This window comes from Mangrovicella endophytica, from assembly GCF_002893625.1.
GTDB lineage: Bacteria > Pseudomonadota > Alphaproteobacteria > Rhizobiales > Rhizobiaceae > Mangrovicella > Mangrovicella endophytica.
Genome location: NZ_PKMZ01000001.1, coordinates 839,350 through 863,412, shown reverse-complemented (window position 1 = coordinate 863,412; position 24,063 = coordinate 839,350). Strand labels below are relative to the sequence as shown.

General features: G+C 65.8%; 22 protein-coding genes and 3 tRNA genes. 14 read left to right on the top strand and 11 right to left on the bottom strand.

Annotation, left to right across the window (positions count from 1 at the left end):
* Nucleotide 1: 1 nt before the first annotated feature.
* The 5 genes from C0R46_RS03950 to C0R46_RS03935 form a co-directional block, all read right to left on the bottom strand.
* Nucleotides 2-75, bottom strand: a tRNA-Cys gene (locus C0R46_RS03950).
* 186 nt (nucleotides 76-261) lie between these two features.
* Nucleotides 262-828, bottom strand: coding sequence for a DNA-3-methyladenine glycosylase (locus C0R46_RS03945; protein ID WP_102958240.1), 567 nt, complete (start codon nucleotides 826-828; stop codon nucleotides 262-264).
* 137 nt (nucleotides 829-965) lie between these two features.
* The gene (locus C0R46_RS03940; protein ID WP_342586490.1) at nucleotides 966-2,369 is read right to left on the bottom strand and encodes an MATE family efflux transporter; all 1,404 of its coding nucleotides are present in this window, start codon (nucleotides 2,367-2,369) and stop codon (nucleotides 966-968) included.
* A gap of 194 nt (nucleotides 2,370-2,563) precedes the next feature.
* On the bottom strand, nucleotides 2,564-2,650 hold the full coding sequence (locus tag C0R46_RS21395; RefSeq protein WP_483428504.1) for a small membrane protein YohP: 87 nt from the start codon (nucleotides 2,648-2,650) through the stop codon (nucleotides 2,564-2,566).
* Nucleotides 2,651-2,736: 86 nt separating this feature from the next.
* A complete protein-coding gene (locus C0R46_RS03935; RefSeq protein WP_425349846.1) occupies nucleotides 2,737-3,135 on the bottom strand; it encodes a hypothetical protein in 399 nt (132 codons plus the stop codon).
* A gap of 138 nt (nucleotides 3,136-3,273) precedes the next feature.
* On the opposite strand from C0R46_RS03935, the gene C0R46_RS03930 reads away from it, so the two are divergent.
* The 7 genes from C0R46_RS03930 to C0R46_RS03900 all read left to right on the top strand — a co-directional run bounded on the left by C0R46_RS03930 (nucleotide 3,274) and on the right by C0R46_RS03900 (nucleotide 8,772).
* Nucleotides 3,274-3,348 (top strand) — tRNA-Asn (locus C0R46_RS03930).
* Nucleotides 3,349-3,618: 270 nt separating this feature from the next.
* Complete coding sequence (locus C0R46_RS03925; protein WP_102958239.1) at nucleotides 3,619-4,659, top strand: cysteine synthase A; 1,041 nt, start codon at nucleotides 3,619-3,621, stop codon at nucleotides 4,657-4,659.
* Nucleotides 4,660-4,666: 7 nt separating this feature from the next.
* On the top strand, nucleotides 4,667-5,401 hold the full coding sequence (locus C0R46_RS03920; RefSeq protein ID WP_102958238.1) for an alanyl-tRNA editing protein: 735 nt from the start codon (nucleotides 4,667-4,669) through the stop codon (nucleotides 5,399-5,401).
* A 16-nt stretch (nucleotides 5,402-5,417) separates the two neighbouring features.
* A complete protein-coding gene (sseA, locus tag C0R46_RS03915; RefSeq protein ID WP_102958237.1) occupies nucleotides 5,418-6,269 on the top strand; it encodes a 3-mercaptopyruvate sulfurtransferase in 852 nt (283 codons plus the stop codon).
* 5 nt (nucleotides 6,270-6,274) lie between these two features.
* Nucleotides 6,275-6,814, top strand: a complete 540-nt coding sequence (locus C0R46_RS03910) for a GNAT family N-acetyltransferase (RefSeq protein WP_245413398.1) — start codon at nucleotides 6,275-6,277, stop codon at nucleotides 6,812-6,814.
* Nucleotides 6,815-6,842: 28 nt separating this feature from the next.
* Nucleotides 6,843-7,781: an ornithine cyclodeaminase family protein gene (locus C0R46_RS03905; RefSeq protein ID WP_102958236.1), complete on the top strand. Its 939-nt coding sequence runs from the start codon at nucleotides 6,843-6,845 to the stop codon at nucleotides 7,779-7,781.
* A 1-nt stretch (nucleotide 7,782) separates the two neighbouring features.
* Nucleotides 7,783-8,772, top strand: a complete 990-nt coding sequence (locus C0R46_RS03900) for an alpha/beta hydrolase (protein WP_102958235.1) — start codon at nucleotides 7,783-7,785, stop codon at nucleotides 8,770-8,772.
* Between the two features lie 111 nt (nucleotides 8,773-8,883).
* Here C0R46_RS03900 and ilvA read toward each other — a convergent pair whose 3' ends face one another.
* From ilvA to C0R46_RS03885, 3 genes are all read right to left on the bottom strand, one after another.
* Nucleotides 8,884-10,140 (bottom strand): threonine ammonia-lyase IlvA, encoded by a 1,257-nt coding sequence (gene ilvA / locus C0R46_RS03895; RefSeq protein WP_102958234.1) that lies wholly within the window; start codon nucleotides 10,138-10,140, stop codon nucleotides 8,884-8,886.
* A 339-nt stretch (nucleotides 10,141-10,479) separates the two neighbouring features.
* Nucleotides 10,480-12,282: an adenine deaminase gene (ade, locus tag C0R46_RS03890; protein ID WP_102958233.1), complete on the bottom strand. Its 1,803-nt coding sequence runs from the start codon at nucleotides 12,280-12,282 to the stop codon at nucleotides 10,480-10,482.
* A gap of 82 nt (nucleotides 12,283-12,364) precedes the next feature.
* Nucleotides 12,365-12,450 (bottom strand) — tRNA-Leu (locus C0R46_RS03885).
* Between the two features lie 258 nt (nucleotides 12,451-12,708).
* Here C0R46_RS03885 and C0R46_RS03880 point away from each other — a divergent pair.
* On the top strand, nucleotides 12,709-12,921 hold the full coding sequence (locus tag C0R46_RS03880; protein ID WP_102958232.1) for a hypothetical protein: 213 nt from the start codon (nucleotides 12,709-12,711) through the stop codon (nucleotides 12,919-12,921).
* 87 nt (nucleotides 12,922-13,008) lie between these two features.
* Here C0R46_RS03880 and wrbA read toward each other — a convergent pair whose 3' ends face one another.
* Nucleotides 13,009-13,608, bottom strand: coding sequence for an NAD(P)H:quinone oxidoreductase (gene wrbA, locus C0R46_RS03875; protein ID WP_102958602.1), 600 nt, complete (start codon nucleotides 13,606-13,608; stop codon nucleotides 13,009-13,011).
* Nucleotides 13,609-13,789: 181 nt separating this feature from the next.
* On the opposite strand from wrbA, the gene C0R46_RS03870 reads away from it, so the two are divergent.
* On the top strand, nucleotides 13,790-14,536 hold the full coding sequence (locus C0R46_RS03870) for a competence/damage-inducible protein A (RefSeq protein WP_245413397.1): 747 nt from the start codon (nucleotides 13,790-13,792) through the stop codon (nucleotides 14,534-14,536).
* A 52-nt stretch (nucleotides 14,537-14,588) separates the two neighbouring features.
* Here the strand turns inward: C0R46_RS03870 and C0R46_RS03865 are convergent, their stop codons facing one another.
* A complete protein-coding gene (locus C0R46_RS03865) occupies nucleotides 14,589-14,975 on the bottom strand; it encodes a DoxX family protein (protein WP_102958231.1) in 387 nt (128 codons plus the stop codon).
* A gap of 234 nt (nucleotides 14,976-15,209) precedes the next feature.
* Between C0R46_RS03865 and gpt the strand changes: the two genes are divergently transcribed.
* Complete coding sequence (gene gpt, locus C0R46_RS03860; RefSeq protein WP_102958230.1) at nucleotides 15,210-15,707, top strand: xanthine phosphoribosyltransferase; 498 nt, start codon at nucleotides 15,210-15,212, stop codon at nucleotides 15,705-15,707.
* A gap of 60 nt (nucleotides 15,708-15,767) precedes the next feature.
* Here the strand turns inward: gpt and C0R46_RS03855 are convergent, their stop codons facing one another.
* Complete coding sequence (locus C0R46_RS03855) at nucleotides 15,768-16,220, bottom strand: MarR family winged helix-turn-helix transcriptional regulator (protein ID WP_102958229.1); 453 nt, start codon at nucleotides 16,218-16,220, stop codon at nucleotides 15,768-15,770.
* Nucleotides 16,221-16,371: 151 nt separating this feature from the next.
* On the opposite strand from C0R46_RS03855, the gene C0R46_RS03850 reads away from it, so the two are divergent.
* From C0R46_RS03850 to C0R46_RS03835, 4 genes are all read left to right on the top strand, one after another.
* Entirely contained in the window at nucleotides 16,372-16,794 is a 423-nt protein-coding gene (locus C0R46_RS03850; protein ID WP_102958228.1) for an organic hydroperoxide resistance protein, read from the top strand.
* 368 nt (nucleotides 16,795-17,162) lie between these two features.
* Nucleotides 17,163-17,972 (top strand): hypothetical protein, encoded by an 810-nt coding sequence (locus C0R46_RS03845; protein ID WP_157944549.1) that lies wholly within the window; start codon nucleotides 17,163-17,165, stop codon nucleotides 17,970-17,972.
* Nucleotides 17,973-18,085: 113 nt separating this feature from the next.
* A complete protein-coding gene (locus C0R46_RS03840; protein ID WP_102958226.1) occupies nucleotides 18,086-19,513 on the top strand; it encodes a surface lipoprotein assembly modifier in 1,428 nt (475 codons plus the stop codon).
* A gap of 438 nt (nucleotides 19,514-19,951) precedes the next feature.
* The gene (locus C0R46_RS03835; RefSeq protein ID WP_102958600.1) at nucleotides 19,952-23,824 is read left to right on the top strand and encodes a vitamin B12-dependent ribonucleotide reductase; all 3,873 of its coding nucleotides are present in this window, start codon (nucleotides 19,952-19,954) and stop codon (nucleotides 23,822-23,824) included.
* Nucleotides 23,825-24,063: the final 239 nt, after the last annotated feature.

Here is a 24,063-nt window from a genome sequence, read left to right as displayed (position 1 = left end):
TTGGAGGCCTCGGCCGGAATCGAACCGGCGTGCAAGGATTTGCAGTCCTCTGCGTAACCACTCCGCCACGAGGCCTCAACGGCGCCCTACCTACTGAGGCGTCTGGGGTTCTGCAAGTCCCCTGCCCGGCCATTCTGAAAAACCGGCATCAACTTGATTGTGGGAATGGCTCGGATGCGTTCGTTCCAGTGAGCGCCGGTCGATGCCGATGTTCAATCGGCGCAGCTTCGTTGCAGGAGCCGTCCGACCTGCACCGGCTTCCTACCGAAACGGCCGGCTGAGGAAGCGCGAGCCATGAATGCCGAAGCGCCACGGCTTCTCGACGGCGCGAGAGATGCCGATACGCGGCCCGACGAGGATGGTCTCGGGCCTGACACCCTCCTCCAGGTGGAAAGGGGCGGCATCCAACGGCAACGAGTCATGCGCGCCGGTGATGCCGAGCGCCTCGGTCAGCCGCCCCGGCCCGGCGCAGAGCTTCTTGACGTCCGCCGTCCGGCGACGCTGGCGCATCAGTGCCAGAGCCGACACCGGCTCGAGCGCGCGAATGAGGACGGCGCTGCCGGTCGACGTCTCGCCGCAGACGATATTGAAGCACCAGTGGATGCCGTAGGAGCGGTAGACATAGGCCTGTCCCGGCGGGCCGAACATGGCCGCATTGCGTGGCGTGCGGCCGCGGAAGGAGTGCGAAGCCGGATCTTCATGGTCATAGGCTTCCGTCTCGGTGATGACACCGCCGACACCATCGACCAGGAGCACACAGCCGAGAAGGTCTGTCGCGAGGCTGACGGCATCGCGGCGGAAGAACGCAGGGGCGAGCGGCTCTGTCATGTCCAATCCAACGTAACCTGTTCTCGCCGGCTGCGATCAGGAATCAGCAACAGGACAGAGCCCTTGTGACCGAGCCTGACCGCAGGCGTCGGCGGCACGACCTGAGGCGCTACGCCGGGCCTCGTCGGAGCCGGGCCTCAAGAGCTTCTGATCAGCCCGAGCTTTTCGCGGTGGTAGAAGCGCCAGTTCATCAGCACGGCCGCGCCGGCAAGTCCGACCGCCAGACCCCACCAGATCCCGACGCCGCCCCAGCCGAGCACGAAGCCGAGAACATAGGCGACCGGTAAGCCGACGAGCCAATAGCTGAAGATGGCGATCAGCATCGGGGTGCGCGTGTCCTTCAGTCCCCGCAAGAGACCGGTACCGATCGCCTGCAGCCCGTCAACGATCTGAAAGGCCGCAGCCACCGCCAGCAACGGCACAGCCACGGCGAGGACCTCAGCGGCATTCGGCTTGGTGTCATCAAGATACAGACCGATCAAGGCTCCCGGGAGCGTCCAGAAAACAAAGGCGCCAATCAGCGAGAAAGCCATTGTGACGCCGATGGCGGCGATCCCGGCACGGGCGAGACCGTGCGGATCTCCCCGGCCGTGTGCGAGGCCGACACGGACCGTTGCGGCCTGGGACAGGCCCAGCGGCACCATGAAGGCGATGCCCGTCAGCTGAAGTGCAATGCCATGAGCCGCAAGCTCCAGCGTTCCGATCCAGCCCATCATGATCGATGTTGCCGTGAACAACCCGACTTCGGCGACGATCGTCGCCCCGATCGGCCAGCCAAGGCGCAGGATCACGAAGAAGTCGTGCCAGTCCGGCCGCCAGATACGGGCGAAGATCTCGTGGCGCCTGAGGTCAGGGTGGCCGAAGCAGTACAGGAACAGAACAGAGAGGATGATGAGATTGGTGGCGACCGAGGCAAGCGCAGCTCCGGTCATGCCGAGGTGCGGTGCACCGAAGTGACCGAAGATCAGTGCGTAATCGAGAAAGCCATTGACGACGGCGCCGACGAGGGTCGCCCATAGGACGATATCCGCCCGGGACAGAGCGCTGAGATAGGAGCGCAGCCCCATCAGGAGCAGAGCCGGCAGCATGCTCCACTGCAATATGCGCATGAAACGGCCCGCCATGGCCGCAACCTGCGGATCCTGCCGAAGAAGTACGAGAATGGCTTCCGTGTGCCAGAGCGGCAGCATAACCAGCAGGCTGTATCCGGTGAGGATCCAGAGACCCATGCGCACGGACCTGCGGACAGCCCGATGATCGCCCTGCCCCTGCGCAGCAGCCGCGAGCGGCATGATGGCATGGGCAAAGCCGGCTCCGAACATCCAGACCAGGAAGAAGGTCTGTGCGGCCAGCACGCCCGCTGCAAGCTGCGTCGCCCCGAGCCACCCAACCATGACGGTGTCGGTGACATTGATCGACATCTGCGCCAGCTGTGACCCGACGAGCGGCAGGCCCAGTGCCAGGGTCGCGCGGACCTGAGCAAACCAGCGCAGGTCGTCGCGCTCCACCGCGGCGCGCGAAGGTTGCAGCGTTTCCATCATGCCCCACGGAAGATGTCGGCGGCGGGCCGCTTTCGACGAACGCCGTAGAGATACCGCCCCGACGTGTCCAGCGGGGCTCGTGCCGCTGCATCCCTCCTGAGCGTGGCGCTTAGGAACTCATCCCTTCCGAGTATGCGATCGCCAGCGACCCTGCAGGGGCTCGCCCGGCCGCGATCGCGTCGGCGGCTATGGCCTCAGAAGATCAGCTTGAAGACGCCCATCACGACGAGAAGACCGATGATGAAAATGATCGCGATGATGATGCCGAGAAGTCTGAGCATGAACGCCTCCTGATTTGCGGGAGGTCAACGCGCGCCTCGCATCCAGTGTTCCCGGCAGCAAGGGCCCGCCGGCACGGCATCGCACCTCAGGCGTCGGGCGGCGGCGCCGTCCGACCACGCATCCCGGGTGGACGTCGGCCCCGCCGCCAGCGGCTCCAGCGTACCTGTGTGCGCCGCCGCCAGCGTCGTACGAAGATCAGGTCGACCGACAGAATCAGCAGGCCGAGCGGGATCATCCAGAAGCCGAGAACCGGCAGAAAACCGAAAATGCCGCCGCCGACCAGCGCTGTGCCGAGCGCCACGCGTCCGCCGCGACTGGCGGGCAGCGGCAGGCTGCGGCCGAAGAGTGTTACGCGGTTGCCGGACAAACCGAATGCCGGCGCTCTTCCGTTCGCCGCCGCTTCCGGCCGTTTCGTGCCCTCGGGCGAGCGGCGTGCGGCCTCACCGGCCTCATCCCTCGCGGGATCGTCGTGGTAGCTGTTCATCGAAACGTCAGATGGGAGGCCCGGGCGCAGCAAGGAAGACCGGGCCGAACTTGATCACGCATCTACTTTTTTCTGACGTGCCTGCTTGGCAAATCCAATCAGGCTTTGCTATACGGCCGCCAGCACGACATGTGCCGTTCCCCGGTAGCTCAGCGGTAGAGCATTCGACTGTTAATCGACAGGTCGCTGGTTCGAATCCGGCCCGGGGAGCCACTCATCCAAGCTCAGTTCTACCGCCTCTGAGCCCTCCGCACGCATCGTCAGCGATCCAGCGATTGGTTCTTTCGAACGGCAGCATCCTGGCCGTGTCTTCTCCGACGACTTCGCGCACGCGCATCCATTGCCCAGACAGCACCGGGGCATGACAGGAATCGCGTCCGGTCGCCCGGCGGAACGGACCGACCTTCCGGCTCTGATCCTTGCCTTGCCGGGGGCCGGGTCATAGGTTCGCCGGATCACGTCCGCAGCCCCCGAGTCCCACGCATGGCCAGGTTCAACAACGTTCTCGACGCCATCGGCAACACGCCGCTGATCCGTCTCGCCCGCGCCTCGGAGGAGACCGGCTGCGAGATCTATGGCAAGGCGGAGTTCCTCAATCCGGGGCAGTCGGTGAAGGACCGGGCGGGGCTGTTCATCATCCGCGACGCCGAGGAGAAGGGGCTGATCGAGCCCGGCGGCATCATTGTCGAGGGCACGGCCGGCAACACGGGTATCGGCCTTTCGCTGGTCGCCAACGTTCTCGGCTACCGTACGGTCATCGTCATCCCGGACACGCAGAGCCAGGAGAAGAAGGACGCCTTGCGGCTGATGGGCGCCGAGCTGATCGAAGTTCCCGCCGTGCCATATCGCGACCCGAACAACTACGTGAAGCTGTCGGGACGGCTCGCCGAATCGATCGCCAAGAGCCACCCGGCCGGGGCGATCTGGGCGAACCAGTTCGACAACGTCGCCAATCGCGACGGCCATGTGGTGACGAGCGCCGAGGAGATCTGGTCGCAGACCGGCGGCGCGGTCGACGGCTTCATCTGCGCGGTGGGCACCGGCGGCACGCTAGCCGGCACGGCCATGGGGCTGAAGCGCCACTCCGGCCATATCAAGATCGGTCTTGCCGACCCGATGGGCGCGGCGCTCTACCACTACTATCGCGACGGCGAACTGCGCTCCGAGGGCTCCTCCATCACCGAGGGAATCGGACAGGGCCGCATCACCGCAAACCTTGAGGGCTTCCAGCCGGACTTCGCCTACCAGATCCCCGATGAGGAGGCGCTGCCGATCCTGTTCGACCTGATCGGCGAGGAAGGCCTCTGCCTCGGCGGCTCCTCGGGCGTCAACATCGCAGGCGCCATACGCATGGCCAAGGAGATGGGACCTGGCCATACGATCGTGACGGTGCTCTGCGACTACGGCAATCGCTATCAGTCGAAGCTCTTCAACCCCGCCTTTTTGCGCTCAAAGAACCTGCCGCAGCCGACCTGGCTGGAGCGGGAGCCCGCCTTCGACATCCCCTTCGCAGCGGCTGGGTGAAGCGATTATGACCGTCTCGGTCTCGCAGGATGACGCCTATCTCTCAACGATGGAGGCGAGGCTTCAGCGAATCGAGGGCGAACGCGGCCTCGTCTTCGATCGCACCAACTTCTTTGCCACCGGCGGCGGACAGCCCGGTGACACCGGCTTCGTGGAACTGTCCGGCGGCCGGCAGATCCGCATTGCCGATACCGTCTACAGCGCGGACCGCAGCGAAATCGTCATGGTGGCCGAAGAGGGCGCCACTCTGCCGGAGCCCGGCGAGACACTGGCGCTTCACATCGACTGGCAGCGCCGCTACCGCCTGATGCGCATGCACGCGGCCTGTCACCTCCTTACCGTCGTCTGCCCCTTCCCGATCACGGGCGCCGCCGTCGGCGAAGAGGAAAGCCGGGTCGACTTCGACATTCCCGATGCCGGGCTCGACAGGGCCGAGGTCAGCGAGCAGCTGATGGCGCTGGTTTGCGCCAACCATCCGATCTTCACGCGCTGGATCACCGACGCGGAACTCGATGCCAATCCGGGATTGGTGAAGTCGGCGAATGTGCGTCCGCCCCGGGGCAGCGGCCGTATCCGCCTCGTCTGCATCGGCGAGGACGGCACCGTCGATACGCAGCCCTGCGGCGGCACGCATGTGCAGGAAACCCAGGAAATCGGCGACATCCATGTCGCCAAGATCGAGAAGAAGGGGCGAAGCAACCGGCGGTTTCGGCTGCGCTTCGGCCCGCTGCCCGCGGCCTGAGCCGCGCGAGGGTCCCATGAGCACGAACCCATTCCTGATCAGCTCCGAGGAACTGGCCCCGTGGCGCGGTCGCGACGGCCTCTCGGTCGTCGACGCGTCGTGGTACCTGCCGGCACAGCGCCGCTTTGCCAAGCCCGAGTTCGAGGCCGCACATATTCCCGGTGCCGTCTTCTTCGACCAGGATGCGATCGTCGCTGCGGGCTCGCCGCTGCCGCATACGCTGCCCTCACCGCAAGAGTTCGCGGCGGGGGTCGGAGCGCTCGGCGTCACGGAGAGCGACACGATCGTTGTCTATGACGGGATCGGCCTCTTCAGCGCACCGCGCGTTTGGTGGATGTTCCGCACCTTCGGCGCCCGCGACGTGCGCATTCTCGATGGCGGCTTCCCTGCCTGGCAGGCGGCTGGACTGCCGGTCGAGAGCGGCACAGCCAAGCCGCGCGCCGCTGCCAGCTTCACGCCGAGCTTCGATGCAGACGCCGTCGTCTCCTTCGATGCGATGAAGGCGCTGGTCGCCGCCGGTGGGGTGCAGATCGCCGACGCCCGCCCGACTGAGCGTTTTGCCGGCGAGACCCCCGAGCCGCGGCCGGGCGTGCGCTCCGGCCACATGCCGGGCGCGACGTCCCTGCCCTTTGGCACGCTGATCGAGGACGGACGGCTGAAGGACGCCGAGGGACTGCGCCGCGCCTTCACGCAAGTCGGCATCGACCCCGACGAGCCCGTCGTCACCAGTTGCGGTTCCGGCGTAACGGCGGCGATTATCAATCTTGCGCTGGAAACGCTGCAGAATCGTCGTTCGCGACTCTATGACGGCTCCTGGACCGAATGGGGCTCGGCCCCCGACACGCCCGTCGCCACGGGCCACAATTGAGCGCGATGATGCCGCCCCGGCTCCTGAAGACCTCCGTCACCTATCTCCAGCTTGCCCGCGCCGCGGCGCAGCCCAGTGCGTCCGCAGCCGTGCCGCCGGCGGGCGTCGAGGTGCAGCGTGAGCCGGACATTCCGCTGGAGCGCTATCGCTACCTCTACGATGCCGTCGGGCGGTCGCATCATTGGACCTCCCGGCATCTGCCGGACTGGCGCCTGAAGGAGGAGATCCACGCGGCGGGCGTGCAGATCTATGTCATGACCGCCGACGGAGAGCCGGCTGGCTGGTTCGAGCTCGACACGGCGCATGCGCCGGGCCAGACCCGCATCGTCCACTTTGCGGTCCTGCCGGCGTTCCGCGGCCACGGCTACGGGACATTCCTGATCGACCAGGCGATCGCAGCGGCACTCGCCAGCGACTGCACGACCGTGGTGCTGGAAACCAATACACTGGATCACCCGGCGGCACTGCCACTCTACCGCAGCCGCGGCTTCCAGCCTGTCGGAACGCGCACCGTGCTGACGCCGGCGATCGGCGATCCGTCCTGAGCCGGTGCAACTGAAGGATTCCGCCTGCATGAGAACCATCCGCTTCGAGGACGCCGATCCGCTGCTCGACTGGCAGAGTGTCGTCGATGCGATCGAAGCCGGCCACCGGCTGCCGAAGGCGAAGATCGGCGACCTCTTGATGCGGCACGAGCAGGACTCGCTGCTCAGCCGCGGCGCCTGGATCGAGGGTCTGGGCGTGGCGCTGAAGTCTGTGACGATCTTCCCTGCCAATGCCAGCCAAGAGCCACCGCTACCTTCTGTGCAGGGCGCGATGCTGCTCTTCGATCCCCGAACGGGCGCGCTGGAGGCGGTGATCGACGGTATCCTCGTCACCAAATGGAAGACCGCCGGCGACTCCGCGCTCGGCGCCCGCCTGCTGGCGCGACCGGATTCGCGGCACCTGGTGATCTGCGGCGCCGGCACGCTGGCGCGTTCACTCATCGACGCCTACCGCGCGGTGATGCCGGACCTTGCGCGGATCACTCTCTGGAACCGCACGCTGGCGCGGGCTGAGGCTTTGGCGACGGAGTGCGAGAGCCTCGATCTCAGCGTCGTTGCGACGTCCGACCTGGCAGCGGCCGTTGCCGAGGCCGACATCGTCGCCTGCGCCACCATGGCGACGGAGCCGTTCCTGCGCGGCGAATGGGTTCGGCCGGGCACACATATCGACCTCATCGGCGCCTATCGCCCGGATATGCGCGAAGCCGACGACGCCCTGATCGCCGGTGCGGAACTCTTCGTCGACTCGCGCGAGACGACGCTCGAGCATATCGGGGAGCTGAAGGATCCGATCGCGCGGGGCATCATCACCGCTGGCCACGTACGGGGCGACCTCTACGATCTCTGCAACGGCGGTGCGGGACGGAGCGACGCGCAGACGATCACCGTCTTCAAGAATGGCGGCGGCGCCCATCTCGACCTCATGACCGGTGCGCTGATCAAGCGCGTCGTTGAGGTGAGCGGCTGAGATGCGCATCCTCAACGTCCTTGCGGCGATCGTCGCCTTCGTCGCCGTGATGTTGGCCGTCGCCTTCATCGCCGCGCCGCGCGAGCCGCTGGACCGGACGATGCGCTTCGATCCGTCGGCGATCGGCGGCGATCCGGACCTCTATCTCGCCCGGCAGGAGGCGAACGTGCCGAACCTGCGGCCGGAGGCTGCCAAGGAGATCGTCTGGGCCTATCCGAAATCGCGTGCCAAGACGCCGCTGGCGATCGTCTACATCCACGGCTTTGCAGCTTCCAAGGGCGAGATGCGGCCACTCGCCGACAAGGTCGCCGCCGCGCTCGGCGCCAACCTCTTCTATACGCGCCTGGAAGGCCATGGCCGCGATGGTGCCGCGCTGGAGCAGGCTTTCGTCAACGACTGGATCAACGATCTGGCGGAGGCGGTCGCGATCGGCCGCGCGATCGGCACCAACGTCATCATCATCGGCTCCTCAATGGGCGCGACGTTGTCGGCCTATGGGGCGACGATCCCGGGCGTCACCGACGGCACGGTGGGCCTCGTCGCGCTGTCCCCGGCCCTGCGGCTCGCGGACTGGCGGTCGGCGCTCCTCGACCTGCCGGAGGCGCGCAAGATCGTCGCCTGGTGGCAGCCGCAGTCGGCGTTCCAATCCTCGGGCGCCACGGCCGAAGCGGTGTGGACGCTGCGCTTCCCGACCGCCGCCACCGTGCCGCTGGCGCGGCTGATGCGGGCGACCCGTGAGGCTGACCTGTCTCAGATCAGGCTGCCCGCGCTGTTCCTGTACTCACCGGACGACCAGCTGGTCGATCCCGCGGCCACGCGCGCCTTCATCGAGCGCTGGCCGGCGGCGCATGAGGCGGAGGCGATCACCGGGAGCGGCGACCCCTCCAAGCACATCCTGGCCGGCGACATCCTCTCGCCCGCCACCACCGACGCCGTCGCCGAGCGAATCGTCGCCTGGGTCAAGACACTGCCGGCTGCCGGTACGCCCTGAAGAGGATTGAACGCCCTGCCCGTCCAGGTAGGTCTCCGGCGAGCGGGCGGCATGGCCGACCCCTCTCACGGGCGCGCTTCGATTTTCGAAAGGCGGCCGGCAGATCCTGCCTCAGATCAACAGATCGGCCATGATGCGGTTGTCGGTGATGTCCTGATACACAAAGCCGGCGGCGTCGAGACGCTCGTAGAGTGCCGGGAACGCTTCGGGATGTTTTGTTTCGAGGCCGAGCAGGATCGAGCCGAAGTCGCGTGCGGACTTCTTCAGATATTCGAAGCGAGCGACGTCGTCGTCCGGCCCCAGCAGATGGAGAAAGTCACGAAGGGCGCCCGGGCGCTGCGGCAGGCGTAGGATGAAGTACTTCTTCAGCCCCTCGGCACGCAGGGCCCGCTCCTTCACGTCCGGCAGGCGTTCAAAGTCGAAGTTGCCGCCGGAGACGACGCAGACCACCGTCTTGCCGGCGATCTCGTCTTGGATGTCCTTCAACGCGTCGAGGGCCAGCGCGCCCGCCGGCTCCACGACAATGCCCTCGATGTTCAGCATTTCCAGCATGGTCTGGCACAGCCGGCCCTCGGGAACCAGGACGACATCGTTCGGGCGGAACCGGCGCAGAGTCTCGAAGGGGATCGCGCCGATCTCGGCCACCGCCGCGCCGTCCACGAATCCGTCGAGCTGCGGCAGGCGAACCAGCTGGCCGGCGGTGAGGCTGGTGTGCAGGCTCGGTGCTCCTGCCGGCTCGACGAACCGAAGTGTAGGCGCATCATCGCCTCCGCCGAAGAAGCGTGCTATGCCGGAGGACAAGCCGCCGCCGCCGACCGGCATCACCACCATGTCCGGCGCGCTGCCGCCGAGCTGCGCTACGATTTCGCGTGCGACGCTCGCCTGCCCCTCGATGATGTCCTCATGATCGAAGGGCGGCACCATGGCCGCGCCGCTGGACTGGGCGTAGGCCTTGGCGGCGGCATAGCAGTCGTCGAAGAAGTCCCCGGTCAGCTCGATCTCCACCGCGCTGCCCCCGAAGATCCGCGTCTTGTCGATCTTCTGCTGCGGTGTCGTCACCGGCATGAAGACGCGGCCCTTGAGGCCGAAATGCCGGCAGGCGAAGGCAAAGCCTTGCGCATGATTGCCGGCAGAGGCGCAGACGAATTCGCGCGTCGCCGCGCCTTCCTCGATGCGTTTGCGCATGAAGTTGAAGGCGCCGCGGATCTTGTATGAGCGCACCGGCGTCAGGTCTTCGCGCTTCAGGAAGATGCGGGCGCCGTAGCGCGCCGACAGGTGCTCGTTGAGCTGCAGCGGCGTTGCGTCGAAGAGCTGGCGCAGCGCGTTTTCCGCGTATGCGACGCGGGTGTGGAACGTGTCTGATGTCATGGATGATGTCTTGCGATTTGGACGCGCCTCGGCGTCGTCCCGGAAGATGCGGAGCCGTGATGCCGGCTCAAGGCGAGTGCCGCGGCCCGCGAATGCGGGAGACGGCCTGCCGGACGCGCCAGAGCTTGGCGGCTGCTTTGGGGGCAGCGGCGGCTAGAGCGCGCCGGCGCCGATAATCAGGGACGTGGCTCCGCCGATCGATGCCTTGACTGCCATCGCACGCCCCCTTCTCTTCACCGGTTGTCGTTAAGGACAGCCATTGTCCATCTGCCGTTGATTGTAAAGCGGAACGAGCGGCCGAGATTATCGACCCCGGCATCCTCCTCAGTCCCGCTTGCCTCAGACGAGCAGATCGACCAGTTCGAAGCGCTCGACGTCGACGATGCCCTTGTCGGATATCCTGAGACTCGGGATCACCACGAGGGCCAGCAGCGAGTGCTGCATATAGGCGTTGTTGAGCCGGCAGCCGGCCTCGCGCATCGCCTCGATGAGGCGGTCGGCCTTCGCTGCGACGATCTCCGCCCGCTCGTCTGACATAAGGCCGGCGATCGGCATCTCGATCAGAGCCCGCTCCGCGCCATCCTGGATGAAGATCACGCCGCCGCCGATCTCGCCGAGCCGGTTGGCCGCCTGCGCCATCTCGGCCTCGCTGGTGCCGACGACGATCATGTGGTGCGAATCATGCGCCACCGTCGACGCCATGGCGCAGGCGCCCCGGTAACCGAAGCCGGAGACAAAGCCGTTGACGATGGCGCCGCTGGCGCGATGACGCTCGACGAGGGCGATGCGGCAGACATCCGCCTCCATGTCGATCCCGACCAGCCCGTCAAGGACGGGCAAGTCGGCCGTCAGCGACCGCGTCGGCGCCTGGTTCTCGACGACGCCGATCACGCGGGCCGTGACCGTCGCGCCGGCATCGCCCGGCGCCCGGACGGCGAAGTCCGTCGCCGAAAGCCTATGGCCGAGCCGCACGGTCTGCTTGGCCGTGTCGGGATAAGGATAGGCCGGCAGATCGGCCGTCAGTTGCCCACCCTCTGCGAGCCGCATGCCGCGCGCATAGACGGCGTCGATAATGAGCGTCGGCAGGTCCGAGACGAGGAGGAAGTCGGCCCGGCGTCCCGGCGTGACCGATCCGATCTCGCGCTCCAGCTTGAAATGTTCGGCGGTGTTGATCGTCGCCATCTGGATCGCCGTGATCGGCTTCAGTCCCAGGCTGATCGCATGCCGCACGACGCGATCCATATGGCCGTCGCGCACCAGTGTGCCGGAGTGGCAGTCATCGGTGCAGAGGATGAAGTGGCGCGAGTCGAGCCCCGCCTCGGTGATCGCCTTGACCTGCTCGGCGACATCGTACCAGGCGGAGCCGAGGCGCAGCATGGCCTTCATGCCCTGGCGCACCCGCGCGACCGCATCCTCCATGCGGGTGCCTTCGTGATCGTCTTCCGGTCCGCCCGCGACATAGGCGTGGAAGGCGCGGCCGAGGTCGCGCGAGGCATAGTGGCCGCCGATCGTCTTGCCGGCACGGCGCGTCGCGGCGATCTCGCCGACCATGGTCGGATCATTGGCCACGACGCCCGGGAAGTTCATGACTTCGCCAAGCCCGATGATGCCCGGCCAACCCATCGCTTGCGCAACCTCGGCCGGTCCCAGAACGGCGCCGCCCTCCTCCAGCCCCGGCGCAGAGGGAACACAGGAGGGCATCTGCACCCAGACATTGACCGGCTGCGCCAACGCTTCGTCATGCATCAGCTTGACGCCGTCGAGACCGAGAACGTTGGCGATCTCGTGCGGATCGATGAACATCGACGTCGTGCCGTGCGGGATCACGGCCCGGCAGAACTCCGTCACCGTTACCATGCCGCTCTCGACATGCATGTGAGCGTCGCAGAGCCCCGGCACGACGTAGCGGCCGGCGGCATCGACGATCTCGGTTGCCGGACCGATGGCGTGGCTGGCATCAGCGCCGCAATAGGCGAAACGCCCCGCCGCGACAGCGATGTCTGTTGCCGGGACGATCTCTCCGGAATGGACGTTCACCCAGCGCGCATTGCGGATGACGAGGTCCGCGGGCGCCCTGCCCATGGCGACGTCGACCAGCTGCGGCGCGACATCCTCGAAGCGTTCGACAGGCTTAACCGGCATGCTCAGGCGGATCCTCTCATGCCACGCGTGACCCGGCTCCGGGACCGCGACGGTCGCCGATATCGGCTGCCGGGATGACGATTGGTGCGGGCGGCGGGACTCGAACCCGCACGGGACGAGGCCCGAGGGATTTTAAGTCCCTTGCGTCTACCATTTCGCCACGCCCGCAAAGCCTGCGCCTGTCTCAAGCGCCTGTCTGATCTTGCCAGCACCGCCCCGAGTCGCGCAATCCGGACGAGGCCGTTCAGGCTGCGTTCAGGCTAAGCGATCGATAGTGCAAAGGACTTCATCTACTTGTGAGTGAACGCGAATCCGGTCTCACGACGTGAATAAAGAGCGCCGCGGAAGCGAGAGCGTATGGTCTCCGCGGTCACGAAATGCTAAACAATTCCTTAGCGGCCTTTGTTCTTGCGAGGAAGAACGCTGATGCGCCCGTGCACCGATGATTTCCGTGACGATCAGGCCCCGATTGAGGGCGTTCTCATCGAGTTCGCCGATGCGCCAAGCCCGCTTGGCCTGATCTCGCGCTTGAAGAAGCAGAACGCTGCGCTCGAAGCGATGCGGCTCGCGCTCGACCATGATCTGGAGTTGGACGGTCCGCAGATGGCGGCCGGCAACGTCCGTCTCGTGGCTGTCTGACCCGTCCTCACCGCCACGCCACCTGAAGTCACCGTAACGCTGACAGCGCGGCCTTCGAGCCGCACTGCCAGGACGTCCCTTGGGCAATCAGGCCGTGAGCTTTGCCGCGATTTCGGCGATGTGGCGGCCCTGGAAGCGCGCGCCATCGAGCTCCGTCGCGCTCGGCATGCGCGAGCCGTCGCCGCCGGCGATCGTCGTCGCACCATAGGGCGAACCACCGACGATCTCGTCGTTCCGCATCTGGCCCTGGAAGGCATAAGGCAGCCCGACAACCATCAGGCCGTGGTGCATCAGCACCTTGTGCACCGAGAACAACGTCGCCTCGTTGCCGCCGTGCTGCGTCGCCGAGGACGCGAAGGCACCGCCGACCTTACCCACCAGCGCGCCGCGCGCCCACAGCGGGCCGGTGCGATCCCAGAAGGACTGCATCTGCGAGGACATGTTGCCGTAGCGGGTCGGCACGCCGACGATGATCGCATCATAATCGGCGAGATCGTCCGGCTGGGCCTCCGGGAAGTCGTGATCGGTCTTGAAGTGTGCCGCAGCGACCACCTCGGCCGGCGCCGTTTCGGGCACGCGCTTGATGTCGACGCTGGCGCCAGCGCTCGTCGCACCTTCCGCTACCGCCTTCGCCATCGTCTCGATATGGCCGTAGCTGGAATAATAGAGCACCAGGACCTTTGCCATCGCGATCATCTCCTTGTTTGCGATCATCCGCCCCTTCGGCGAACCTCAGAGCTGACATAGCCCAGTCAGCGGCTCAACGCCTGATCGTGGCGGTGCGACGCACTGTCCATGCGGGGAGAACGCTTGCTTTTGCCGCGTGCTGCCGCCTTTCCTTGTCAGATCGAATCAAGTTGGTGACGTCATGTCCGCTGCCCCTTCCGCAACCGCCGCGATGCTGGCCATCGGTGACGAGCTTCTCTCCGGCCGCACCAAGGACAAGAACATCGGGGTCCTGGCGGAGACGCTGACCGCCTGCGGCATCGATCTGAAGGAGGTGCGGATCGTCGGCGACGAGCCGCAGATGATCGCCGATACGCTCAACACGCTGCGCCGCAGCTACGATCTCGTCTTCACATCGGGTGGGATCGGGCCGACCCATGACGACATCACCGCCGATGCCGTCGCGGCGGCGTTCGGCCTGCCCATCTCCGAGCATCCGCAAGCCGTGGCGCTGCTGTCGGCGCATTACGAACAGCGCGGTCTGGAGTTCACGCCGGCGCGCCGGCGGATGACACGAACTCCGCAAGGCGCCAGCCTCATCGACAATCCGGTATCCGTCGCGCCGGGCTTCCGGATCGACAACGTCTTCGTCATGGCCGGCGTGCCGGCGATCTTCCAGGCGATGCTGCAGAACGTGCTGCCGGATCTGCCGGCGGGACAGGCGATCTCCAGCGTCAGCATCCCCTGCCCGTTCGGCGAAGGCGACATCGGTGACCCGCTGGCCGCGATCCAGTCCCGACATCCGGCGGTGTCGATCGGCTCCTATCCGAGCTTCCAGCGCGAGCGCTATTCCACCGAACTGGTGCTGCGTTCACGCGACGAGGCAGCCTTGGCCGCCGCAGCTCGGGATGTCGAGGCGATGCTTGCAGCGCTCGCTGCGCGTTCGTAGCGGCGGCGGGCTAAGCCGCCGCCGATAGACTCAGGTCTGACCGCTGGAGCGATCAGGCTCGACCGCGCGCGGCATCGACGCTCCACGGGCCGGGGCCTGCGAAAACGATGTAGAGGAAAACGAAGCAGTAGAGGATGGCCGAGTCCCCCTGGTTGATGATCGGGAACGGGCTGCTCGGCGCATGCGCCATCCAGTAGGCGACCGCCATCTGGCCGGACATGATGAAGGCGGCCGGACGCGAGAACAGGCCGATGAGCAGGAGCGCGCCACCGATCAACTCGATCAGCCCCGCAGCCCCTGCCAGCGACATCAGCTCCGGCATCCCCCTCTCGGACGCTGGAAAACCAAGGATCTTCTGCGTGCCATGCTGCAGGAAGAGAAGCGCGCTGACGATGCGCAGCACGGAAAGCACGCGCGGCTGCCAGGTGTTGAGCTGCATCGAGGATGGTCCTTATGATGATCGACGGTTTGGAGTAGCAACCATTCACCCTGGCCGCCACCGTGAAGGGTTGGCCCCAGTGCTACGCAGTGTTCACCACCCCAGTTACGTCATCGTCACACGAACCAGCCCGGACGCTGCCGACATCGCCGTCGCTCGGAGCTGCTCGCGCTTGCTCCCGGAAGGGCTGCGGTCTACCAGACCGCTCTGATAGAAGAAGCGGGAGAGCCGACGATGTCGATGGTCGAAAAATCCTTTCCGGTGTCATGGGACCAGTTCCACCGGGACGCGCGGGCGCTTGCCTGGCGCCTGGCCGGTATCCGCCCGGATTGGAAGGCCATCGTCTGCATCACCCGCGGCGGCCTCGTTCCGGCGGCCATCATCGCCCGCGAGCTCGGCACGCGGATGATCGAAACCGTCTGCATCGCCTCCTATCACGAATACAACGAGCAGGGTGAACTGCAGGTGCTGAAGGAGGTGACGCCGAGCCTTCTGGAAGGTGAAGGCGATGGCATCCTCATCGTCGACGATCTCACCGACACCGGCAAGACCGCTGGCCTCGTGCGGGCGATGCTGCCGAGGGCGCATTTCGCGACCGTCTATGCCAAGCCGAAGGGCCGTCCGCTGGTCGACACCTTCATCACCGAAGTGTCGCAGGACACCTGGATCTTCTTCCCCTGGGATCTCGGCCTGACCTTCCAGGCGCCGATCGCCAAGGGCACGCAGGGCTGAGGCAGCCGTTACACCGGCGCGATTCCCCCCGCCCGGCCAGCGACATCGTCGCGCTCTTTTTCAGGCCTCCGGCTCTGCGGCGACGATCGCATCGCGCAGCAGCCGCACCTCGCGATTGAGGTCCATAAGGGTCGGGATGGCCTTGCCGGACGCGGCAAGAAGAGCCTTCGGCAGACAATCGGCTTCCGCTTCGAGCGCCCGTCCCGATGACGTCAGGGCAACAATGACCTGGCGCTCGTCAGCCGGGTTGCGCCGCCGCTCGACAAGACCCGCGGCTTCCAACCGCTTCAGGAGCGGCGTCAGCGTGCTGGACTCCAGCATCAGGCGCTCGCCGATGGCTCCGACCGTCTGACTATCCGTCTCCCACAGCGCCATCAGCACCAGATATTGGGGATAGGTGATGCCGAGGCGGTCGAGCAGCGGCTTGTAGGCGCGGTTGATCGCCAGCGACAGCGAATAAATGCCGTAGCAGAGCTGATCATCGAGGCGCAGCTGCTTGGCCGTACTTGCCATAGCCTATGGTCCTTAGAGGCGACATTCACCAACTCCCTATCACAACAATCGATCGCGCGAAAACTTTCTCGACATCAGTCAGCTTTCCCGTTAGGGACGGTTATCGCGATAAACGATATCGCGGCATACCTTTTAGATGTAGGAGTTGACGATGAAAATTCTCTACAGCACCGAAGCGGTCGCTACGGGCGGACGCACGGGTATCGCAGCCACGAAGGACGGAACCTTCGGGGTGGATCTCACGACCCCTAAGGAACTTGGCGGACCGGGCGGCCCGGGCAACAACCCCGAACAGCTGTTTGCGGCAGGCTACGCCGCCTGCTTCCTCGGTGCCCTGAAGTTCGTCGCCGGCAAGCGGAAGATCCGCATCCCCGATGACGCAACGGTGACTGCCACAGTCGGCATCGGCCCGCGCGACGATGGCGAGGGGTTCGGGCTTGACGTCGCGCTGGCCGCTCACGTCCCCGATCTCGACCGTGAAACGGTCGATGATCTCATCGCCGCAGCTCATGTCGTCTGTCCCTACTCGCACGCCACCCGGCATGGCCTGAATGTCCGCATCGGTGTGGTGTGAACGGCAGCCGCCAACACGCGGCGCTGACCTAAGTCAAAGTCAGCGCCGCCGACGTACTTTGATTCCGTTGCGTCATGGCCACAGCATGATCGCCTTGATTAGAACTGCTCCATGAATAGTTGACTCGCCCCTGCGGCACCTTACGCTCAATGATCGCACGGCCTGAACAAGAGGCCGAAGATCAGGTGCTAGCGATGTCCGCCAGTGCCCAATGGAGCTGGGGGGCTCGCACACGTATGACCATGCGCATCAGTATACTTGGCCGTGCCGCTCTGCTCACTGCGGGGCTGCTGCCGCTTGCCGGCTGTCCATCAGGCGGCGTCCAGGGCTTCGACGATAGCAATCCGACAAACGCACGGACAGCCTATTTGGTCACGCGGGACTCCGGCAGCGGCGATGGCGACCTGTCGGACCCTGCCGTCCTGAGCGGCGTTGCCGATACGACGATTACCGAGAACGCGGATCGTACCGAGCTGTCTCTCACGTCGCCGGGTCTCGTCTCCTCGTTCACCGGCACCAATGACGGCTCCAGCGAAGGTCGCTTCTACGCGCTGCCGAATGGCGGACGCGCCTTGGTCAGTCGCGTGAATGTTGCTGACGGCGTCGACGACACTTTCCTCGTCTATTCCGAATACAATCCGACCAATGAGCAGCAGACGGAGTTTGCCTACTCCTATGCCGGCACGCGCTCGACCGACGACACCATGGCGCGCCTGAAGGCGAACAATCACACCGCGACCTATGTCGGCTCGGGCCAGGTCACCGGCGCGATGGGCTCTCAGGAGGTCAGCATTTTCGGGCGGATGGGCATGGATGTGAACTTCGCCGGCAGCGGCAGCGCGATCGACGGCAACATCGTGGACACGTCCGGACGCACCGGCCTGGCTGCGGACGAGATGACCTTCAATGGCGAACTCTCGGAAGCCGGAACCTCGGACTTCGACATCACCAATATCCGTCTGCACAATGGCGGCAGTGAAGTCGCGACCATCGATCCCAATGCCGACAGCATCGGCGCCGGCGTCGGCTCGTTCTTCGGCCGCGATGCGGAAGGGGTGATCGGCGTCTTCGCCGGCAGCGGACGGACTGTCGTCCCTGACGGCGCAACTGGCGAGCGCGTGAACATCATCGGCTCGTTCTCCGGCAGCGCAGCGACAGCGACGGCGACACGCCGCTGACACTTCCAGGCGGGCATCTTCGCCGGTTCCGCAGGCCATAGCGCCCATGCAGGACTGGCGGAGACGTCCCTGCGCTCCGCGGCCGCGTGTTCGGTAACCTTCGAGTATTCTGCATGATGTGGCGCCAGCCGGCTCTTCTTGCGGCAGTGGTGATGGGGTTCGGCTGCGCCATCACGGCCGTGCCGTCGGGTGCGCTTGCCCAGCCGCACCAAACAAGTGAGGCGAAGCCCGGCGGTCACACCGCCACCGCGCCGATTTCGGCGGCGACGGACGACGCACGCGGTCCGCGCGTCGTGGTAACGAACGCGCAGCAGCTGATGATCCTCGTCCGGAGCCTGATCAAGGCCGGGGATTACGCGACGGCTCGCAGGATGATCGCCGACTGGGGCCCGGGCGATGCGACCTACCGCCATCGCGTCGCCTTTGTCGAAGGGCTGATCCAGCGTCAGCAGGGCCAGTACGAGGCGGCCATTGCCACCTTCCGCTCGATCCTTGCGGATCGGCCGGATTTCACCTTCGTCCGGCTCGACCTGACCCAGACGCTGTACATCGCCAAGCAGGATGACGCCGCGAAATACCAGGCCGAACTCCTGATCGCGTCCGGCGTCGACGACCGCGTCGGTGGTGGTCTGAAGTCGCTGGTCGGCGCGATCGACGACCGCCGCCCGGTGCGCTTCCGCGCCTATGCGTCGCTGCTGCCGAGCAGCAACATCAACAGCGGCACGGACCGCCAATGCGTTCCGATCCCGCTGCCCGGCGGCGAGGTCGTCTGCGCCGAGGTCGGCGAGGAATCGAAGCGCAAGTCCGGGGTCGGCACGCTTGTCGGCGGCGAGGTGCTGTTCCGCCACCCTCTGTCCCCGAAACTCTCCGTGATCGGTTCGCTCGCTGCGACCGGCCGGTATTATCCCGCCATCGAACGTGCCGACCTTGATCTCGACGGCGCTGTCGGGCTGGAGCGCCGCTTCGCCAGGGGCAGCCTCGCCTTCTCGCTGATCGCCGGACGCACCCTGAACGATCTGGAAGACACGGTGGGCGAATACGGTCTTCGGCTCGAAGGCAGCCGCTTCGTCGGCACGAAGGGGCGCGTCTATGGGCGCCTCGAAGTCGCCAAGCAGGATTACATCGACTTCGCCGATCGCGACGGGTGGCGTGGCGAGGTCTCCGGCTTCTACGACTATTTCATCGATTCGACGCGCTTCGTCCGCTTCATCGGCGGCCTTGCCGGTGAGCGTACCGATCAGGATTTCTATTCCTTCGACGAGTATTCGGGCGGGCTTGGCTACAACACCGAACTGCCGTTCGGCATCACGCTCTACGCGCAAGGGACCGTCGCCCGCCGCACCTATGAGGAGCCGCAGCCCTTCCTCGATCTTCAGGAAGACACCCGCTACGAGGGGCTGGCGACGGTGACGAAACGCGACTTCACCTTTCACGGATTGGCGCCCCAGCTGACCTACAGCTTCACGCGCAATGTCTCGACTGTCGCCTTCGACGATTTCACGAGCCACGGCATCGATCTGAGGCTGGTGAAACAGTTCTGACCCGCGCTGCGGCTGAGGGTGCGCTGCGGAGCACCTCGCCCGCCGCCGCCATCAACAGCGAACCCCGCTATCCACATGGCCGATTCGCGACTCACGCGTTGACCCCGTCAGCGGCAGCTGAGTCGCCTTGACCACCTCTTCGGACTCGCCTTAGCGTCGGTCCGTATGTGCTGATCATGCTCTAATGGGGCTGCGAAGGCGACGCTTCAGATGCCCTTCGCAAGCACCTGAAAAGCTTGCCGGCAAGCGTTTTCCAGCGCCCTCCACAGACCGCATCGAAGCTGTGGGTAATGATGCATTAACGGCAGCGCCGCACTATATGTAGTGGTATGCAGACAGCGTCACACAAGATAATGGCTGCAACCCTCCGACGGCGGCGGAGCAGCCGCAGGCCGGGCGGGCCGTAACCGCCACAGCACGAGGACGGGCAAGATGGGCATGAAGGTCGAGCGCCGCTACACCAGGGCCGGCGAGAGCGCATATGCGCAGATCGAGTTCCGCAAGGCCACCAGCGAGATCCGCAATCCCGATGGCTCGGTGGTGTTCCGCCTCGCCGACATCGACGTGCCGGCGCAGTTCAGCCAGGTGGCGTCCGACATCCTGGCGCAGAAGTATTTCCGCAAGGCCGGCGTCCCGGCCCGCCTGAAGCGGATCGAGGAGAACGACGTTCCCTCCTTCCTCTGGCGTTCCGTCGCCGACGAGGCCGCGCTCGCCGAGCTGCCCGAGGACCAGCGCACCGGCTCGGAGATGGACGCCCGGCAGGTCTTCGATCGCCTCGCCGGCACCTGGACCTATTGGGGTTGGAAGGGCGGCTACTTCGCCTCGGAAGATGACGCCCGCGCCTTCCGCGACGAGCTCGCCTATATGCTCGCGACGCAGAAGGTCGCGCCGAACTCGCCGCAGTGGTTCAACACCGGCCTGCATTGGGCCTACGGCATCGATGGCCCCGGCCAGGGCCATTTCTATGTCGACTATCGCACCGGCGAGCTGACCCGCTCGACCTCGGCCTATGAGCATCCGCAGCCGCATGCCTGCTTCATCCAGTCGGTCTCGGACGATCTGGTGCAGGATGGCGGCATCATGGATCTGTGGGTGCGCGAAGCGCGCCTGTTCAAATACGGCTCGGGCACCGGCTCGAACTTCTCCTCGCTGCGTGGCGAGGGCGAGAAGCTGTCGGGCGGCGGAAAGTCCTCCGGCCTGATGAGCTTCCTGAAGATCGGCGACCGCGCCGCCGGTGCCATCAAGTCCGGCGGCACTACGCGCCGGGCCGCCAAGATGGTGGTGGTCGACATCGATCATCCCGACATCGAGGCCTACATCTCCTGGAAGGTGCGTGAGGAGGAGAAGGTCGCAGCGCTCGTCACCGGCTCCAAGACGGTGTCGAAGCACCTGAAGGCGATCCTTGCCGCCTGCGTCGATGGCGACGGCGCCGAGCGCTTCGACCCGATGCAGAACCCGGCGCTGAAGCGGGCCGTCAAGGACGCCAAGCGCGCGCAGGTGCCGGAGAACTACGTCAAGCGCGTCATCCAGTTCGCGCAGCAGGGCTACACGGACATCGATTTCCCCGTCTACAACACCGACTGGGACAGCGAGGCGTATCTCACCGTCGCCGGCCAGAACTCCAACAACTCGGTGCGCGTCACCGACGAATTCCTGCGCTCGGTGGAAGAGGACGGGGACTGGAACCTGACCGCCCGCATCACCGGCAAGGTGACGAAGACGCTGAAGGCGCGCGAACTGTGGGAGCGCATCGGCTACGCCGCCTGGGCCTCGGCCGATCCCGGCATCCAGTTCCACACCACCATCAATGACTGGCACACCTGCCCGGCGGCCGGCGAGATCCGCGCCTCCAATCCCTGCTCGGAATACATGTTCCTCGACGACACGGCCTGCAATCTCGCCTCGCTGAACCTCTTGCAGTTCCGCGACGCCGCCAAGCGCTTCGACACCGAAGCCTTCGAGCATGCGACGCGGCTGTGGACGATCGTGCTCGAGATCTCCGTCCTGATGGCGCAGTTCCCGTCCAAGGAGATCGCCCGCCTTTCCTACGACTACCGCACGCTCGGCCTTGGCTTCGCCAATATCGGCGGCCTCCTGATGACCGCCGGCATTCCCTATGACTCCAAGGAGGCACGGGCGATCTGCGGCGCCATCTCGGCGCTGATGACGGGCGTCGCCTACCGCACCTCGGCGGAGATGGCCGGTCTGCTCGGCGCCTTCCCCGACTACGAGCGCAATGCCGACTCGATGCTGCGGGTGATGCGCAACCATGCCCGCGCCGCGCAGGGTATCGCCAACGGCTATGAGGGCCTGTCGGTCGATCCGGTGCCGCTCGACCATGCGGCGCTGAAGGACAAGCGCCTGTCCGGCCGCGCCAAGGCGGTGTGGACGGAGGCTGTCGAGCTCGGCGTCCAGAACGGCTATCGCAACGCCCAGGTCTCGGTGATCGCGCCGACCGGCACGATCGGCCTGATCATGGATTGCGATACCACCGGCATCGAGCCGGACTTCGCCCTGGTGAAGTTCAAGAAGCTTGCCGGCGGCGGCTACTTCAAGATCATCAACCGCGCCGTGCCGGAGGCGCTGCGCACCCTCGGCTATTCCGAAGCTGAGATCGCCGAGATCGAAGCCTATGCCGTCGGCCACGGCAACCTCAACCAGGCGCCGGCGATCAATCCGGGCTCGCTGCGGGCGAAAGGCTTCGGCGACGAACAGATCGAGGCCGTCAACGCCGCGCTGGCGCAGGCTTTCGACATCAAGTTCGTGTTCAACAAGTACACGCTCGGCGAAGCCTTCTGCCGCGACGCGCTGGGGCTGACCGACGAGCAGCTGAACGATTTCTCCTTCGAGATGCTGCCCTTCCTCGGCTTCTCCCGGAAGGACATCGAGGCCGCCAATATCCATGTCTGCGGCGCGATGACGCTTGAAGGCGCGCCTTTCCTTCGACCTGAGCACTACCCGGTGTTCGACTGCGCCAATCCGTGCGGCCGCATCGGCAAGCGCTATCTCTCCGTCGACAGCCACATCCGCATGATGGCGGCAGCGCAGCCCTTTATCTCGGGCGCCATCTCCAAGACGATCAACATGCCGAACGAGGCGAGCGTCGAGGACTGCAACGCCGCCTACATGCTGTCCTGGAAGCTGGCGCTGAAGGCCAACGCGCTCTACCGCGACGGCTCAAAGCTTTCCCAGCCGCTGAACGCCTCACTGATCTCGGACGACGAGGACGAGGACGATCTCGTCGAGGAGACGGCCGCCGCCATCATCGCGGCGCCGGCCACGGCCCAGGCGGTGGAAGTCGCCGAGCGCATTGTCGAGCGCATCGTCGAGAAGGTGGTGCGCGACCGCGAGAAGCTGCCGAACCGCCGCAAGGGCTACACCCAGAAGGCCATCGTCGGCGGGCACAAGGTGTATCTGCGCACCGGCGAGTTCGATGATGGACGCCTCGGCGAGATCTTCATCGACATGCACAAGGAAGGCGCCGCCTTCCGCGCCATGATGAACAACTTCGCCATCGCCATCTCGCTCGGTCTGCAGTTCGGCGTGCCTCTGGAAGAGTATGTGGAGGCCTTCACCTTCACGAGATTCGAGCCGGCGGGCATCGTACAGGGCAACGAGGCGATCAAGAACGCGACCTCGATCCTCGACTACGTCTTCCGCGAGCTGGCTGTCTCCTATCTCGGCCGGCACGACCTCGCCCATGTCCAGCCGGAGGACATCACGGCCTCGACGGTCGGCCGCGGCGTCGAAGGCGACAAGCCGGCACCGCTCCCGGTCTCGCATGGCATGGTGCGCGGCCAGACGGCGAAGTTCCGGCTGATCTCCTCCACCGAGCCGCAGGGTTCGGCCCTCTCCGGCGCCGGCGGCAAGGGCGCGGTGCCGGCAACGGCCGGCACGACCGCCAAGGTGACGGCCATCGCGGCTGCCGCTGCGGTGACGACGCGCTCCGGCCCTGCCCCGGTCGCGGTCGGCGGATCGCGGGCGACGGCCGGCTCGGGCACGGCGGCGGCCACGGCCTTCAAGCGCGACTACGAGTCGGCGCCTGTCAGCGATCCCGCCCCGATCGCCGACATCTCGCCGGCGCAGGGGCTGTTCGACCAGCCGCTTGCCTACCAGGCCAATGAGCGCGAGGTGGCGAAGGTCAACGAGGACGCGCGGTACTCGCTCTCGACCAATGCCGAGCGTCGCGCCGAGGCGCTGATGAAGGGCTACACCGGCGACAGCTGCGCCGAGTGCTCGAACTTCACCATGGTGCGCAACGGCACCTGCCTGAAGTGCGACACCTGCGGCTCGACCAGCGGCTGCAGCTAAGACCGCGGAGAAGACTGTCAGAAACACCAAAGTTGTGGAATCGGAAGCAAAGTTGTGAGCGCTGTAGAGAGAATAGGAACCAAAACCTAGTCCCACCTGCACCCCTGATGCGTCACCGGATCTCGCTCAACGGCGCAAAGGTTCGCTCGTGCTCGCATGAAGTTCGCTCACCCAAGATGGGGTGAGCCAAGCCAGAACCTGCGCGCCACCCGGTGCGCAGGAATGCTAAAAGGAACAAA